Source organism: Sphingomonas sp. Leaf30 (assembly GCF_001422525.1).
Lineage (GTDB): Bacteria > Pseudomonadota > Alphaproteobacteria > Sphingomonadales > Sphingomonadaceae > Sphingomonas > Sphingomonas aerolata.
Genome location: NZ_LMKZ01000018.1, coordinates 642,725 through 658,576 on the forward strand (window position 1 = coordinate 642,725; position 15,852 = coordinate 658,576).

Below are 15,852 nucleotides of genomic sequence, written 5' to 3' on the forward strand. Positions count from 1 at the left end.
CGCCGGGGATGCGGCCGCTCGCGGAGAACTTCTCCTGGTAATGGACGGTGAGCGGGAAGAAATCCTGCCCTTCCTTGACGGTCCGTGCAGCCGTAACGGCGCACAGAACGACGGTCTCGCCGAGGGTGGCGAGCACGGCGCCGTTTGCCTGACGGGCCACGCGGCCGGTCTCGAGCGTCAGCGTCTTGCCGCCCCACTGGGCGCTTACGGTTTTGGTATCGAACATTTCATTTCCTTCACTCCGGCGGCCAGATGCCGACCGGGGCCTATGTGCGAGCTAAGCCGGCTCGCGGCGGTGTGGAGCGAGTTGTCGCTCCTTGCCAGTCCACCGAATTGCGTCCTGGCGTTTGCCTCCGCGCGCGATGGCGCGGAATCAAAGTCGTATATACAAAAACGGCCCCCCGAAGGGAGCCGTTCGTTTTACTTGCGGAGACCGAGCTTCGCGATCAGATCCAGATAGCGCTGGCCGTCCTTGTGACGGAGATAGTCCAGCAGCGACCGGCGCTTGTTGACCATCATCAGGAGACCACGACGCGAGTGGTTGTCCTTCTTGTGGCCCTTGAAGTGCTCGGTCAGGTTCTTGATCCGCTCGGTCAGGATCGCGACCTGGACTTCGGGCGAACCCGTGTCGCCGTCCTGGCGTGCGTGGATCTTGACCAGCTCGGTCTTGCGTTCAGCGGTAATCGTCATGAATTCTCAGTCCTTCGACATCACAGATTGAAACCGCGAACGACCCGGACGTCTCCGTCCTCGACCTCGACCAGCGCGACCGGGACGGTGTCCAGTTCGGCGAAGTATTGGCCATCGTCTGCGGCGATCCCGGCCAAGATACGCCCCTGTCGGAGCGCCCCTGCCTGGTCGGGGGTGAGGGAGAGAGCCGGGATGTCGTCCAGCGCCACCCTCAAGGGCAGTAGTACATCTTCAAGCGCGGAGGCCTTAGCGAGTTCGTCCAGTTTGTCCAGCGATATCGCCGATAAGAGGTCGAACGGACCGGCCTTTACGCGGCGTAGCATGGTGACGTGGCCGACGGTCCCGAGCGCCAGCGCGATGTCGCGCGCGAGGGAGCGGATATAGGTGCCCTTGGAGACGTGCGCGGTGAGGGTGACCGCCTCCAGTTCCTCCCCGACCTCGTCATCCAAAAGACGGGTGGGGTGGGGGGTGAGTGCGTAGATCGTCACGTTCCGGCTTGCGAGCACGACCTCCTGCCCGGCGCGGGCGAGGTCGTAGGCGCGCTCGCCATCAATTTTGAGTGCGGAATAGGCGGGGGGCACCTGCGCGATCGGGCCGGTGAACTGCGCCAGAACCGCCTCGACCGCCGCCTTCGTCGGGCGCACGTCGGAGGTGGCGATGCTAACGCCCTCGGCGTCGAGCGTGTCGGTCTGGACCCCGAACATGATGGTGAAATCATAGATCTTGTCGCTGTCGAGCATCCGCCCGGCAAGCTTGGTCGCCTCGCCGACCGCAATCGGCAGCACGCCGGTCGCGAGCGGATCGAGCGTGCCGCCGTGGCCGACCTTGAACTTGCCATAGCCGCCGTTGCGCAGCGCGCGCTTCACCGCGGATACGCCCTGCGTCGAGCCCAGCCCCAGCGGCTTGTCGAGTATGATCCAGCCATGCATGTCGTTGGGTCCTTGAATATCGGGGCAGGGCGAGCCCCACCCACTCCGTCATCCTGACGTAAGTCAGGACCCAGAGCCACGAGAGACGGTGTTTGGTACCCTGGGTCCTGACTTTCGTCAGGATGACGGGAAGGGGCGAAGGGCAGGGAGCTACCCCAAAGCCTCGGTAAAATGCCGGCGGCACAGTGCGACATAGCGGTCGTTGCCGCCGATCTCGGTCTGCAGCCCCTCGGCAATCGCGCGGCCGTTCGCGTCGACGCGCAGGTTCATCGTCGCCTTGCGCCCGCACATGCACACCGACTTGATCTCGACCAGCGAGTCCGCCAGCGCGAGCAGCCGCGCCGAGCCGGGGAACAGCGCGCCCTGGAAATCGGTCCGCAAGCCGTAGGCGAGCACCGGGATGCCGACCACGTCGCAGATCTGCGCGAGCTGGTCGACCTGAGGCGCAGTCAGGAACTGTGCCTCGTCCACCAGCACGCAGGAGATAGCATCCTCGGCGTGCTGCCGGGCGATGCAGGCTCCGATATCGGTCTCCGCGTCGAACGCGATCGCCGGTGCCTCCAGCCCGATCCGCGACGTGATCGTGCCCGCCGCAAAGCGGTCATCGATCGCGGCGGTGAACAGCATCGTCCGCATCCCGCGCTCGCGGTAGTTAAAGTCCGCCTGGAGCAGGTTGGTCGACTTGCCCGCGTTCATCGACGCATAATAGAAATACAGCTTGGCCATCGGCTCAACCCAAAGACGCGTCGCGCGGCGGCGTCAATCCTCGGACAGGTCACGCGCGATATGCGGATCGCGCAGCAGTGTGTCGATGTGCGTGCCCTCGTCGAAGCTCTCGTCGGCGACGAATTTCAGCTTGGCGGCATAGCGCGTCTGCACGCGGGTCGCGACTTCGCGCTGGAGATAGGCGGTGTTCGTCCGCAGCGCCTTCAGCACCTTTTCCTCGTCCTTGCCGAGCAGCGGTTTCACGAAGACGGTGGCGTGACGCAGGTCGGGGGACATGCGCACCTCGGTGATCGTGACGAGGTGCTTTTCGAGCACCGGATCATGCACGTCGCCGCGCGCGAGGATGTCGCTGAGCGCGTGACGCGCCTGCTCGCCCACGCGCAGCGCGCGGACGGTTTTGATCTCTGGGGTATCGGTCTTCATTCTTCTAACTCCCTCGCCCCTCCGGGGAGAGGGTGGGGATGAGGGGCGGCCGCAGGCGTTACCGCCCGGTACTGCCCCTCACCCAACCCTCTCCCCGAGGGGGAGAGGGTTTCAGTATTACAGCGTGCGGTCGCGCATCTCGACTTCGAACGTCTCGAGGACGTCGCCGGCCTTGATGTCGACGAAGTTCGACGTGAACGTCACGCCACACTCCAGCCCGGCGCGGACTTCGGCGACATCATCCTTGAAGCGACGCAGCGATGCGATTTCGCCTTGGTAGATGATGACGTCGTTGCGCGTGATACGTGCCTTGAGCGCCTTGCGGATATTGCCCTCGGTGACGAGCAGACCCGCCGCCTTGCCATGCTTGCCCGCCGAGAAGACCTCGCGGATATCGGCACGACCGACAACCGTCTCGAACGCTTCCGGCCCAAGCTCGCCGGCCATCCCCGCCCGGATCTCGTCAATCAGGTCGTAGATCACGTCATAATATTTGAACGCGACCTTCTGGCGCTCGGCGATCTCGCGGGCCTTGGCGTTCGGACGAACGTTGAAGCCGATGATCGGTGCACCCGATGCCGCCGCCAACGTGACGTCCGATTCGGTGATGCCACCGACGCCCGAGCTCAGCACGCGCGCCTTGATCAGATCGGTGGAGATCTTGTTGATCGCCCCGACGATTGCCTCGACCGTGCCCTGCGTATCCGCCTTCACGACCAGCGGATATTCGATTGCCTGCTTTTCCTTCAGCGCCGAGAACATGCTCTCGAGGCTGGCCGGAACCGATGCGGTCCGCTTGTCGGTCTTCACGCTGCGACGATATTCCGCGACTTCGCGGGCCCGTGCCTCGTTCTCGACCACCTGGAACGGATCGCCCGCCGACGGCACGCCCGACAGACCGAGGACCTCGACCGGCATCGCCGGACCCGCTTCCTTGATCTGCTTGCCCTTGTCGTCGACCAGCGCACGGACCTTGCCGCTCTCGCCGCCGACGACGAAGATGTCGCCGACCTTGAGCGTACCACGATTGACGAGGATCGTCGCGACCGGGCCACGACCCTTGTCGAGCTTGGCCTCGATCACCGTACCCTCGGCCGCACGATCCGGATTGGCGCGCAGTTCAAGCAGTTCGGCCTGGAGCTGGATCTTCTCGATCAACGTGTCGAGACCGATCTTCTTGGTCGCGGAGACTTCGACGTCCTGGACGTCGCCGCCCATGTCCTCGACCACGATCTCCTCGCTCAGCAGGCGCTCGCGCACCTTCTGAGCATTGGCGCCTTCCTTGTCGATCTTGTTGATCGCGACGATCATCGGCACGCCAGCCGCCTTGGTGTGAGCGATCGCCTCCACCGTCTGCGGCATCAAGCCGTCGTCCGCCGCCACCACCAGGATGACGATGTCGGTGACGTCCGCACCGCGCGCACGCATCTGCGTGAACGCCTCATGGCCCGGCGTGTCGAGGAAGGTGATCTTCGACTTGTCCTTCAGCGTGACCTGATACGCGCCGATATGCTGGGTGATGCCACCCGCTTCGCCGCGCACCACGTCGGTGCCGCGCAGGGCATCGAGCAACGACGTCTTGCCGTGATCGACGTGACCCATGATCGTGACGACCGGGGCACGCGGACGCAGAGTCTCCTCGGCATCGTCGATCGTGTCGTTCGCCAGATCCTGGTCGACATCGCTGACGCGCGTCAGGTTGTGACCGAATTCGGTGACGAGCAGCTCGGCCGTATCCTGGTCGATCGTCTGCGTCATCGTGACGGGCATGCCCATCTTGAACAGCGCCTTGACGAGGTCGGCACCCTTCTCTGCCATACGGATGGCGAGTTCCTGCACGGTGATCGCCTCGGGGACGACCACGTCGCGGACCTGCTTGGCCTGCGGCTCGCGCGGACCACCGGTGCCACGACGCTCCTTCTCACGCGCACGCTTGAGCGCGGCGAGCGAGCGGGCGCGGGCGCCATCGCCATCGCCGAGGGCGCGGTTGACAGTCAGCTTGCCCGAGGTGCGACGATCGTCGCCCTTGCGGTCACGCTGCTGCGGCCGTGCCGGGGGTGCGTCGCGACGGACGCCACCAGCCGGCGCGTTGGCACCGGTTGCACCAGGGCGCGCTGCGGTCGTGCCGGCATTGGCGGTCGTCGCCGGCGCTGCAGGTGCAGGTGCCGGGACGGGCTTCGGCGGCGGCGGAGGACGCTCGGGACGGGCGACTGGCGAGAACCGGCGGGGTGCCGGCATCGACGGATCGCGCGACAATTCGAGAATCGGCGGCGGGGCCGGCGGTGCGACGGGCGCGGGCGCCGGCTTGGGGGCCGGTGCTGGTGCCGCCACCGGAGCTGGCGTCGGGGTCGGCGCGGGTGCCGGGGCCGCAGCGGGGGCAGGGGCCGCCGCAACGGGAGCTTCAACCGGCGCGGCCGCAGGCGTCGGCGCTACGACCGGCGCTGCTTCGACGACGGGTGCCGGTGCAGGTGCGGGCGCCTCGACGGGCTTCGGCGCCGGTGCAGCCTTGGCTTCCGCCTCGGCACGCGCGCGTTCGGCGATGCGGTTGCGCTCGTCCTCGGCGGCCTTGGCGCGCTCGGCTTCCTGGCGACGACGCCCCTCTTCGAGCGTGTTCATCCGCTGCTCTTCCGCCTCGCGGAGAAGCTTGGCCTGCCGCTCCTGCGGCGACAGGTTGCTCGGTGCCTGCTGGCGTACCGGTGCGGGGGCGGGCTGCGGCGCACGCGCCTGCGGAGCCGGTGCGGGGGCCGCAACCGGCTCGGGCGCGGCAACCGGCGCATCGGCGACCGGACCGTCGGGCTCGCCCGGACGGCGCAGGACGCGCGCACGCTTGGTTTCCACGATTACCGTATTCGATCGGCCGTGGCTGAAGCTCTGCTTCACCTGGCCGGTCTCGACCGTGCGCTTCACACCCAAAGGTGCGCGCATGCCAAGTTTCGGCTTCTCGTTGTCCGTGTCGCTCACTCAAATTCCTCAGTCATGTCCACGGCCGGGCTGTGTCCGGTCGATCCGGACGCCCCTGTTATGGGTGACGTCCCGTTTTGTTGAGACGCCGATGCGCCCTGCGAGGCCGTTTCGCAAGACACGGGAGAAGGTTCGGGGCCGATAAAATGCAGCCAACGGTCGAGCGCTTCGCTCACCCGCTTTGCTGCAGCGCGGTCAGTCAGGCCAATGTGTACCACATTCTCCCGCCCCAGCGCCAATGCCAATATGGTACGTGACGCAGGCAGTGCCAACCCCCGCAGGCCCGAGCCTTCGACATCGTTGCCGATGCGCCACGCCTGGTCGAGCTTGCGGTTGCCGTCCTCGGCCGCGTCGGACGCATGATACAGCGCCTTCAACTTGCCCTGGCGCGCATTCTGCTCGATCCGGTCCGAACCGATCAGCACGGTGCCCGAGCGCGATTCGAGGCCGAGACGGTCGAGTGCGTTGCGCTCAAGCGCGGCTTCGATCTGCGCGGGCAGTTCGGGGGGAATTGCGAACTCGCCGGTCTTGAACGCACGCGCGAGCGCGCCTTTCAGCTTGCCCTTCTTGATCGCAGCCTCGAGCTCGACGCGGGTGACGCCGATCCACGCACCGCGCCCGGGCGCCTTGGCGCGCACGTCGGGATGAATCTGCCCGTCGGGCGCAAGCGCGAGTCGCACGAGATGCGGCCGCACGTCACGCTCGCCGGACAGGATGCACTTGCGCACGGGCGAGTCTTCGTCCCCCTCCCGCATGCGGGAAGAGCCAGGGGTGGGCACGCGCTTTCCCCCATTGCCGCCATCGCCCTTGGCCGAAGCCGGGCGCCCACCCCTCGGTCCCTTCCCGCTTGCGGGAAGGGAGGAAGGAAGGCCGTTGGTAGCGCCTAGCGTCTCATCGGGAGGGTTCCGCATGTGCGTCCTCCTGCGCCGGAGTCGTCTTCGGGGCGTCGCGGTCGACCAGCAGCTGGCCACCCGCGGCGTAATTCTCGGTCGACACCTCTTCGATCACGATCTGCACCGCAGCCGGGTTCTTTCCCAGCCGCTCGACGAGCGACTGGGTGACGTCGGCGACGATGCCGGCCTTCTGGTCCTTGGTGGCGGACCCCGAAATGCGGATGCTGACAAACGGCATCAGGCCTTGTCGTCCTCGCTCTTCGCGTCGGTCGTGTCCGCAGCGTCATCCGCCGCGACGTCGTCCGCCGCAGTGTCCTCAGCCACGACGTCCTCAGCCGCAGTGTCCTCGGCCGAAGCCTCTTCCACCGAAGCCTCGTCCGCCTCGACGGCGTCAGCCTCGGGGGCCTCGTCCTCGAACCAGTGCGCACGCGCGGCCATGATGATCTCGTTACCCTGCTCGTCGCTCAGACCATATTCCGCGAGAATCCCGCCCTTGGGCTCGGGACGCTTGGGCGCATCGTCGTTACGGCGGCGCGGTTCGGCGCGCTTCTTCTCGACCAGCTCGTCGGTCGCGAGATCCGCGAGATCGTCGAGCGTCTTGATGCCCGCCTTGCCGAGCGTGACGAGCATCGCCTCGTTCAGATACGGCATGTCGATCAGCGCGTCCTCTACGCCGAGCGCGGTACGCTCTTCGCGGCTGGCCGCGTCGCGACGCTCGAGCGCCTCGGTCGCGCGGTTCTGCAACTCGCCCGCCAGATCCTCGTCGAAGCCCTCGATGCCGGCGATCTCCTCGACCTCGACATAGGCGACTTCCTCGAGGCTGGTGAACCCTTCGGCGACCAGCAGCTGTGCGAGCGTCTCGTCGACATCGAGCTCCTTCTCGAACATCGCCGAGCGCTCGACAAAGTCCTTCTGGCGCTTCTCGGACGCATCGGCCTCGGTAAGAATGTCGATCGCCTTGCCGGTCAGCTGCGACGCGAGGCGGACGTTCTGGCCACGACGGCCGATTGCCAGCGAAAGCTGGTCGTCGGGAACGACCACCTCGATGCGCTCTTCCTCCTCGTCGATCACGACGCGGCTGACCGAAGCCGGCTGCAGTGCGTTGACGACGAAAGTCGCGATGTCGGGCGACCAGGGGATGATGTCGATCTTCTCGCCCTGCATTTCCTGCACGACGGCCTGAACTCGCGACCCCTTCATGCCGACGCAGGCGCCGACCGGATCGATCGACGAATCATGGCTGATGACGCCGATCTTCGCGCGGCTGCCAGGATCGCGCGCCGCAGCCTTGATCTCGATGATGCCGTCGTAGATTTCAGGGACTTCCTGCGCGAACAGCTTCTTCATGAAGTCGGGGTGCGCGCGGCTGAGGAAGATCTGCGGCCCGCGGTTTTCGCGGCGGACGTTCAGGATCAGCGAGCGGATGCGGTCGTTGACGCGCACCACTTCGCGCGGGATCTGCGCGTCGCGGCGGATAACGCCCTCGGCGCGGCCCAGGTCGACGACGACATGGCCGAACTCGACGCGCTTGACGACGCCGGTGATGATCTCGCCTGCGCGGTCCTTATACTCTTCGAACTGGCGCTCGCGCTCGGCGTCGCGGACCTTCTGGAAGATGACCTGCTTGGCGGCCTGGGCGGCGATGCGGCCGAACTCGATCGGGGGCAGCGGGTCGACGATGAAGTCGCCGAGTGCTGCGTCTTTCTGGAGCTTCTGTGCGCCCTTGACGTCGACCTGCTTGAAATAGTCATCGACGGCCTCGACCACTTCGACGACGCGCCACAAGCGCAGATCGCCGGTGTTCGGATCGAGCTTGGCGCGGATGTCGTTCTCGGCGCCGTAGCGCGAGCGGGCGGCGCGCTGGATCGCGTCCTCCATCGCCTCAATCACGATCGCCTTGTCGATCATCTTCTCCGACGCGACCGAATTCGCGATCGCGATCAGTTCCGCGCGGTTTGCGGTGACTGCCGTGGCCATCAATGCTGTCCTTCTTCGGTCTCGACGCCGCGAGCATCAGGCTCATCGGACGTATCTTGATAGAAAACCTCGTCCGCGCCTTCGGTCGAAAGCGGCGCGGTCGCGGCGATGAGTCGGTCGGTCATGACGAGCTTGGCGTCGGCCACCTGGGCGAAGTCGATCGTCATGATCTTGTGCTTGTTCACGTCGACGGTGATCTTGGTCCCCTCGACGCCCATCAGATTGCCCGAGATCTGCTTGCGATCCTCGAACGGCTCGACGAGGCGGATGCGCGCCTCCTGGCCTTCCCAGTCGGCAAAGTCCTGGAGCCGGGTCAGCGGGCGGTCGATACCGGGACTCGACACCTCGAGACGATATGCGTCCTCGCCGACCGGGTCCTTGCCCTCGGCCTCGAGCGCATCGAACTTGTCCGAGATGCGGCGCGACAGCTCGGCGCAATCCTCGATCACGAGCTGGCGGGTGTCGGGCCGCTCGGCCATCACCTGCAGCGTCGGATCGGACTTGCCGCCTTGCATGCGCACGCGCACGAGGCTGAGCCCGAGCGCCTTGGCTTCGGGTTCGATCAATTCGGTCAACAGGGCGATATTCGCCATCGCAATTCCAAACAGGGCCAAAGCACAGGTGATCAGCGCCGCGGAGCGAACCCCGCAGCCTCTTCATCTGGCGATGTAGAGAAAGTAGGATCTCCATACCCGCGATGGCAACGCTTCGCAAGCGGGAGCAACCTTCGTTCGTCACGCCGCGTTGGCGCAGGGATTTCCGGGAGAAGATCATGATCCGTCGCACATTGGCCGCCACCGGCCTGATATCCGCCACTTTGCTCGCCGCGGCCGCCTGTTCCGCACAGCCCGCGCCGGGGAATATGCCGTTCCAGCAAACGGTCGTCGCCGATTTCGAGTCACCCTGGGCGATGACGGTGCTGCCCGACGGGCGGATGCTGGTGACGGAGAAGGCCGGTGAAATGCTCCTCGTCTCGGCCGATGGAAAACAGCGCCAGACGGTCGCGACGATCACCGTCGATTCGGCAGGGCAGGGCGGGTTGATGGACGTCGTCCTCGCGCCCGACTTCGCGACGAGCAAGCGTGTGTATTTCAGCTATTCGTCGGCGGGTGCTGGCGGCAAGGGCGTGGTTCTCGCGCGGGGTCGGTTGCGGCCCGACGGTGGTGGGGGCGAGCGGCTCGGCGAGATCGAAGTGATCTTCAACGCGCGGCCGTTCGTCGAGGGCAATGGTCACTATTCGGGCCGCATCGCGTTTTCGCCGGACGGCAAATATCTGTTCTTCACTAATGGCGACCGCCAGAAATTTACCCCGGCGCAGGATCCCAAGGTCACGTTGGGGAAAGTCCTCCGCCTGACGCTCGACGGCAAGCCCGCGCCCGGCAATCCGCTCGCGGCCAAGGGCTTCGCACCCGAGATTTGGAGCTATGGCCATCGCAACCTGCTTGGCATCGCATTCGACGCGCAGGGCAATCTCTGGGAGCAGGAGATGGGGCCGAAGGGCGGCGACGAGGTCAATCTGATCACGCCCGGCCAGAATTATGGCTGGCCCAAAGCGTCGAACGGCAGCCATTATGACGGGCGCGACATTCCCGACCACAAGCCCGGCGACGGCTATGCAGCGCCCAAGGTGTCGTGGAATCCGGTGATCTCGCCGGGCGGGCTGATGATCTATTCGGGCAGCATGTTCCCCCAGTGGAAGGGCGATGCGTTCATCGGCGGGCTGTCGTCAAAATCACTCGTCCGCGTCGATCTGAACGGCAGCAATGCCGCCAAAGGCGACCAGTGGGACATGGGGGCGCGTATTCGCGAAGTGGAACAGGGTCCCGACGGCGCGATCTGGGTGCTGGAGGACGGTGGCGAATCGCAGGGACGTCTGATCAAGCTGACGGCGCGGTAAGGCTGTGCCGCCCCCCGACCACGGGCGGGGGGCGGGGTCAGTCGCGAACGATCAGGTAATTCATCCTCGCGGCCGCGATTGGTTTGTCGCGGTCGTCCTGCCACGCGATCGCCTCGACATTGGCAACGCGCGTGCCGAGCCGGGTGACCACGCCCGCCGCGCGCGTCGGCTTGTCGCGGCCGCCCCGCATGAAATCGACGGTGACGGTCACCGGCTTGATCCGTACGCTGGCGTCGTCGGGCCCCTCGGTCTCGATCGCATGGTAGAGCGCGGCGATCGCCGCGACCTCGAGCAGCCCCGATATCGCGCCGCCGTGGAGGAATCCGGGGCGGCCGATCACGTCGTCGCCGAACGGCATCAGCAGCACCGGCCAACCCTCCGCGTCGCGTTCGATCTCGACGCCCAGCGTTGCGGCATAGGGTGGCAGGGTGCTCACCATGACCCCAGCACCATGAACGTGCCCGCGACATGCGCAAGCGGATCGGCGGGATCGCCGTCATGCGCCTGGCCGCGGACGAACGCGATCGACCGGGTGATGCGGTAGCATTCGCCGCGCCCGATCACCGTCTTGCCGGGCGTCGCCGGGCGCAGATAATCGACGCGCAGGTCGAGTGTCGCGTACGGCACGAACGCCGCGCGGCGGATCCAGATCGCGATGCTGGCGGCCATGTCCATCATCGTGATGATCGGCCCCGACGCGATCACGCCGCTGGCCGGATCGCCGATCAGCTTTTCGTCATAGGGCAGCGCAAGCTCAGCCCAGTCCGCGCCATGCGCATGATAGCGCATCCCCAGCGCGGCGCCGTGCCCGCCGAACCCGTGTCGTGTAAACCGCTCTGCGTCGAAGCCATCCATGCCCCGACCTCTACACGCCAGCGACCGCCACGCAACATTGCCGCACATGCGGGGCGGGGCTAGCATCGGGCGCAACGAGATCAGGAGAGAGGATCGCCATGAACGACCGGGTCACCATCGCCGTCGCGGACGGGATCGCCGATGTCCGCCTCAACCGCGCGGACAAGATGAACGCGATCGACCCGGCGATGTTCGAGGGGATCGCCGCCGCGATCGATCGGCTTTCGGGAATGGCCGAGGTGCGCGTCGTTGTGTTGTCGGGCGAGGGGCGGGCGTTCTGCGCGGGGCTCGACATGGCGTCGATGGCGGGCGGCGGGTCGGGGCTGTCACTCGACGACCGGGCGTATGGCGACGCCAATCTGGTGCAGCAGGTCGCCTGGGGCTGGCGAACGTTGCCGATGCCGGTGATCGCCGCGGTCCACGGCGTGGCGTTCGGCGGCGGGTTCCAGATCATGTCGGGTGCCGATATCCGCATCGCCCACCCGCAGGCGCGGTTCGCGATCCGCGAGACGCATTGGGGACTGGTACCCGACATGGCGGGGATCGCGTTGTGGCGGACGCTGGCGCGCGACGACGTGCTGCGCGAATTGACCTACACCGCGCGCGAGTTCGACGGGGCGGAAGCTCTGCACCACGGCTTCGTCACCCGGCTGGACGAGGATCCCCATGCCACGGCGATGACGATGGCACGTGCGATCGCCGCGAAGAATCCGCAGGCGATCCGGGGGTCGAAAGCGCTCTACACGCTCGCCGCCGATGCGGACTCGGTGGCGATCCTGCGCGCCGAAAGCGACGTGCAGGGGAAGGTCATGCGCAAGCCCAATCAGATAGAACAGGTCCGCGCCAATCTCGAAAAGCGCGCGGCGGTGTTCGTCGACTAGGCGCTACTTCATCAGGACGAGCTCTTCCGCCATCGTCGGGTGCAGCGCGACCGTCGCGTCGAAATCGGCCTTGCTGAGCCCCGCCTTCACCGCCACCGCGGCGGACTGGAGGATCTCGGGACAGTCGGGGCCGATCATGTGGATGCCGACAACGCGGTCGGTCTCGCCGTCGCAGATCATCTTGTAGAGCGAGCGCTCGTTGCGCCCTGCCAGCACGTTCTTCATCGGCCGGAAGTCCGACGTGTAGACCTTCACCGAGCCCAGCGCCTGCTTGGCCTGCGATTCGGTCATGCCGACGCCGGCCATCGGCGGGTGGCTGAATACCGCGGCGGGGACGTTGGCGTAGTCGACGCGGGTCGGCTTGTTGCCGAAGAAGGTGTCGGCGAACGCCTGTCCCTCGCGGATCGCGACCGGGGTCAGCTGGATGCGGTTGGTGACGTCGCCGACCGCGAAGATGCTGTCGCAGCTCGACCGATTGTCCTCGTCGACCACCACCGCGCCCGCCGCGTCGAGTTCGACCCCGGCCGTCTCGAGCCCGAGGCCCTTGGTGTTCGGCAGGCGGCCGGTCGCGAACAGGACGAGATCGACGACGATCGGCTCGTGCCCGCTGGTATGCACGGTCAGGCAACCGTCCTCGCCCTTGTCGATTCCCTGGAACGCCGCGTTGAAGCGGAAGTCGATGCCCTTGCTCATCGAGATCTGGAGCAGCCGATCGCGGATCGATTCGTCATAGCCGCGTAGGATCACGTCGGTGCGGTTGATCAGCGTGACGTGCGATCCGAACTGATGGAAGATGCCGGCGAATTCATTGGCGATGTAGCCAGCGCCCGCGATCAGCACGCGCTTCGGCACGTCGTCGAGATGGAACACCTCGTTCGAGGTGATGCCGTGCTCGGCACCGGGGCAGTCGGGCACCAGCGGGTGCGCGCCGACCGCGATCAGGATTTTCGCCGCGGTCTTCTTGCTGCCGTCGGCGAGCGTGACTTCGTTGGGGCCCGAGACGACCGCGCGCTGGTGGATGATGTCGACATGGTTGTTCTCGAGCGTCTGGGTGTAGGCGCCGTTGATCCGGTCGACCTCCTCCATCACGTTGTCGCGCAGCGTCGGCCAGCTGAACGCGCAATCGTCGGGCACCTGCCAGCCGAAGCGCTTGGCGTCCTTCAGATCCTCGGCGAAATGGGCGCCATAGATCAGCAGCTTCTTCGGCACGCAGCCACGGATGACGCAGGTGCCGCCGACGCGATATTCCTCGGCGACCGCGACGCGCGCGCCATGCGCGGCGGCAACGCGCGATGCACGCGTACCGCCCGAGCCGGCGCCGATGACGAAGAGGTCATAGTCGAATTGGGTATCGGTCACGGGCTATCCTTGTACGTCGCGCTGCGGCTTTGGATGCCATCTGGGGCAGGGGGGATGCGCGGACAAGACCGATGCGGCGATCAGGGTGATCGGCTGGCTCTATCGCCGACCCGCCCTCCGCATCGGCATCGCGTCGATCGTCCGCTCCAGCACGACGGCGGGGAAGGGGTGTGCGCTGCGCAGGTTCTCGCCGCCATCCTTGCCGATGAGGATCGCGGTGAAGGTGGGGGGAAGGCGGAACTTGCGGCGCAGCGCGGGGGCGTTGTCACCGGCGCCGCGAACCTGATCACCGACGATTTCGACGACGGTGAGGTCGCGCTCGTCGCGTTTCGTGGTCCAATTGTCGAGGATGCGCCGCTGCTCGGCAAGTTCCGGGTCCTGCGGGGAGGGGGCCGCGACGATCAACACACGGCGATCCCAGCGCATCTGCGCGAGGGTAGGGGAGGCGGCGAGCGCTACGGCGAGGAGGATGACCATACCGCGGTAACGCTCGAGGTGCGCGCACGGTCCCCCCAAATACCACCCCGGCGAAGGCCGGGGCCCAGTTGGGAAGGCCTCACTGTGATAAACTGGGGTTCGCCCAACTCGACCCCGGCCTTCGCCGGGGTGGCGGAGTGGGGGGGGGGCGCACTCAGCGCACGCCCCCCCCTTACCCGAACGCGCGCTTGATCAAATCGTCGGTCGAAGGATCGAACGTCTGCCCGCCCTTCTCCGCTGCCTTCGCCATCTCCTTGCCCAGCTCCACCCCGAACTGGTCGAACGAATTGATCCCCAGCAGCACGCCGTTCACGAACACGCGGTGCTCGTAGAACGCGATCAGCGCGCCCAGCGTGCGCGCGTCGAGATCGTCGAGCAGCAGTGTCGACGACGGCCGGTCGCCCGAATAGCTGCGCGCGGGATCCTCGACCTGCTTACCCGCCATCAGCGCCGCACCCTGCGCAAAGGCGTTGAGCAACAGCGCCTTGTGATGCTCCTCGGGCAACGTATCGCCCGGCTCGATCGACGCGACGAACTCGACCGGCACCAGGTGCGTGCCCTGGTGGAGCAGCTGGAACACCGCATGCTGCGCCTCGGTGCCGACCCCGCCCCAGGTGATCGCCGCCGACGGCCGCCCGAGCGGCTGGCCATCCGCGGTCACCGACTTGCCGTTCGACTCCATCTCCAGCTGCTGGAGATAGCTTGGCAGCAACCGCAACCGCTCGTCATAGGCAAAGGTCGCACGCGTCTCGGCATGGCGGATCTGCGTGTAATAGAGGTCGGCGAACGCGGCGAGTGCCGGCGCATTCTCGTGCAGCGCGGCGAGGCGAAAATGGCGGTCCATCTCGGCCGCCCCCTCGAGCAGTTCCTCGAACCGGTCCCAGCCGAGCGCGATCGCGGCCGGAAAACCGATCGTCGACCACAGCGAATAGCGCCCGCCGACGCTCTCGGCGAACGGCAGGATCCGCGTCTCGTCGACGCCCCATTCCATCGCCTTTTCGGGCGCGGCGGTCAGCGCGATCACGCGGCCGTACGGATCCTCGACATTATGCTCGTTCATCCACTGAAGCACCGCTTCGGCGTTCATCAGCGTCTCGGTTGTGGTGAAGGTCTTCGACGCGACCACCAGCAACGTCGCGGCCGGATCGAAGCGTTCGAACACATCCTCCAGCGCGACGCCGTCGACATTGGCGACGATCCCGACATCATAGCGCTTGTCGTCGCGCCCGAGTGAGTCGACCAGCAATTGCGGCCCCAGCGCGGACCCGCCGATGCCAACATGCAGGATATGCCGCACGGGACCGAGCGCATCCGCCTCGATCGCGTCGATCAGCGTGCGCATCCGCGAATGGCTCGCCTGTGCGATCGCGACGCTCTCGGGCTTGCCCTCGCCGCGCTCGGCGGTGTGCTCGACCGCGCGGCCTTCGGTGACGTTGACGATCTCGCCCGCGAACATCGCCTGGCGCTTGCCCGACAGGTCCTGCGCCTTGGCCATCTCCTCGAACGCGCTGACCATGTCCGCGGTCAGGTGCGTCTTCGACCAGTCGAAGTGGATGCCTGCGACGTCGAGGCTCAGCTTGGACAACCGCTCAGAGTCGGCGGCGAACAGGTCGGTGAGTTTGGCGGCGGGCAGGGCTTCGAGTTTGGACCAGTCGGCGGTCATGCAAAGTCTCCGATTTGGAATTCGTGCGCACCGATACGGCGACGCGAGCAAGAACACCATAACGTCCCGGGAGGCGATTGGGTCTCCGGGGGTGTCCGGATCGTCTCCGGACATGGCGGAT

Annotated in this window: 17 protein-coding genes; 2 read left to right on the forward strand and 15 right to left on the reverse strand. The window is 66.4% G+C overall.

Annotated elements, in window-relative coordinates; all coding sequences use genetic code 11:
- The 10 genes from ASE89_RS21315 to rimP form a co-directional block, all read right to left on the reverse strand.
- The coding region (locus ASE89_RS21315) for a hypothetical protein (protein ID WP_236701841.1) at positions 1–226 on the reverse strand (226 nt) is incomplete at its 3' end.
- Between the two features lie 194 nt (positions 227–420).
- Entirely contained in the window at positions 421–690 is a 270-nt protein-coding gene (rpsO, locus tag ASE89_RS16675) for a 30S ribosomal protein S15 (RefSeq protein WP_031394369.1), read from the reverse strand.
- A 20-nt stretch (positions 691–710) separates the two neighbouring features.
- The gene (truB, locus tag ASE89_RS16680) at positions 711–1,619 is read right to left on the reverse strand and encodes a tRNA pseudouridine(55) synthase TruB (protein ID WP_056679961.1); all 909 of its coding nucleotides are present in this window, start codon (positions 1,617–1,619) and stop codon (positions 711–713) included.
- 150 nt (positions 1,620–1,769) lie between these two features.
- Positions 1,770–2,345 carry a thymidine kinase gene (locus ASE89_RS16685; protein ID WP_056679963.1) on the reverse strand — a complete coding sequence of 192 codons (576 nt, stop codon included), beginning with the start codon at positions 2,343–2,345 and terminating at the stop codon, positions 1,770–1,772.
- A 33-nt stretch (positions 2,346–2,378) separates the two neighbouring features.
- Entirely contained in the window at positions 2,379–2,768 is a 390-nt protein-coding gene (rbfA, locus tag ASE89_RS16690) for a 30S ribosome-binding factor RbfA (protein ID WP_031396110.1), read from the reverse strand.
- Between the two features lie 117 nt (positions 2,769–2,885).
- Complete coding sequence (gene infB / locus ASE89_RS16695; protein WP_056679966.1) at positions 2,886–5,729, reverse strand: translation initiation factor IF-2; 2,844 nt, start codon at positions 5,727–5,729, stop codon at positions 2,886–2,888.
- Positions 5,726–6,484 carry a DUF448 domain-containing protein gene (locus ASE89_RS16700; RefSeq protein WP_056679969.1) on the reverse strand — a complete coding sequence of 253 codons (759 nt, stop codon included), beginning with the start codon at positions 6,482–6,484 and terminating at the stop codon, positions 5,726–5,728. Before ASE89_RS16700 ends, infB begins: the two co-directional genes overlap by 4 nt.
- A 136-nt stretch (positions 6,485–6,620) precedes the next feature.
- Positions 6,621–6,860, reverse strand: coding sequence for a tautomerase family protein (locus tag ASE89_RS16705; protein WP_056679972.1), 240 nt, complete (start codon positions 6,858–6,860; stop codon positions 6,621–6,623).
- Positions 6,860–8,599 carry a transcription termination factor NusA gene (gene nusA / locus ASE89_RS16710; protein WP_082451649.1) on the reverse strand — a complete coding sequence of 580 codons (1,740 nt, stop codon included), beginning with the start codon at positions 8,597–8,599 and terminating at the stop codon, positions 6,860–6,862. Before nusA ends, ASE89_RS16705 begins: the two co-directional genes overlap by 1 nt.
- Positions 8,599–9,192, reverse strand: a complete 594-nt coding sequence (rimP, locus tag ASE89_RS16715; RefSeq protein ID WP_037529486.1) for a ribosome maturation protein RimP — start codon at positions 9,190–9,192, stop codon at positions 8,599–8,601. The genes nusA and rimP overlap by 1 nt, the downstream gene beginning before the upstream one ends.
- Positions 9,193–9,371: 179 nt before the next feature.
- Between rimP and ASE89_RS16720 the strand changes: the two genes are divergently transcribed.
- Positions 9,372–10,496: a PQQ-dependent sugar dehydrogenase gene (locus tag ASE89_RS16720; protein WP_056680819.1), complete on the forward strand. Its 1,125-nt coding sequence runs from the start codon at positions 9,372–9,374 to the stop codon at positions 10,494–10,496.
- A gap of 37 nt (positions 10,497–10,533) precedes the next feature.
- On the opposite strand, the gene ASE89_RS16725 is transcribed toward ASE89_RS16720, so the two are convergent.
- Complete coding sequence (locus ASE89_RS16725) at positions 10,534–10,935, reverse strand: PaaI family thioesterase (protein WP_056679976.1); 402 nt, start codon at positions 10,933–10,935, stop codon at positions 10,534–10,536.
- The gene (locus ASE89_RS16730) at positions 10,929–11,351 is read right to left on the reverse strand and encodes a PaaI family thioesterase (protein ID WP_056679979.1); all 423 of its coding nucleotides are present in this window, start codon (positions 11,349–11,351) and stop codon (positions 10,929–10,931) included. Before ASE89_RS16730 ends, ASE89_RS16725 begins: the two co-directional genes overlap by 7 nt.
- Positions 11,352–11,449: 98 nt before the next feature.
- Here ASE89_RS16730 and ASE89_RS16735 point away from each other — a divergent pair, with 98 nt between their 5' ends.
- The gene (locus ASE89_RS16735; RefSeq protein WP_056679982.1) at positions 11,450–12,232 is read left to right on the forward strand and encodes a crotonase/enoyl-CoA hydratase family protein; all 783 of its coding nucleotides are present in this window, start codon (positions 11,450–11,452) and stop codon (positions 12,230–12,232) included.
- 3 nt (positions 12,233–12,235) lie between these two features.
- Here ASE89_RS16735 and gorA read toward each other — a convergent pair whose 3' ends face one another.
- The 3 genes from gorA to pgi all read right to left on the reverse strand — a co-directional run bounded on the left by gorA (position 12,236) and on the right by pgi (position 15,731).
- Positions 12,236–13,591, reverse strand: a complete 1,356-nt coding sequence (gorA, locus tag ASE89_RS16740) for a glutathione-disulfide reductase (RefSeq protein ID WP_056679987.1) — start codon at positions 13,589–13,591, stop codon at positions 12,236–12,238.
- Between the two features lie 99 nt (positions 13,592–13,690).
- The gene (locus ASE89_RS16745) at positions 13,691–14,068 is read right to left on the reverse strand and encodes a DUF4174 domain-containing protein (protein WP_056679990.1); all 378 of its coding nucleotides are present in this window, start codon (positions 14,066–14,068) and stop codon (positions 13,691–13,693) included.
- A gap of 172 nt (positions 14,069–14,240) precedes the next feature.
- The gene (pgi, locus tag ASE89_RS16750; protein WP_056679993.1) at positions 14,241–15,731 is read right to left on the reverse strand and encodes a glucose-6-phosphate isomerase; all 1,491 of its coding nucleotides are present in this window, start codon (positions 15,729–15,731) and stop codon (positions 14,241–14,243) included.
- Positions 15,732–15,852 lie beyond the last annotated feature (121 nt).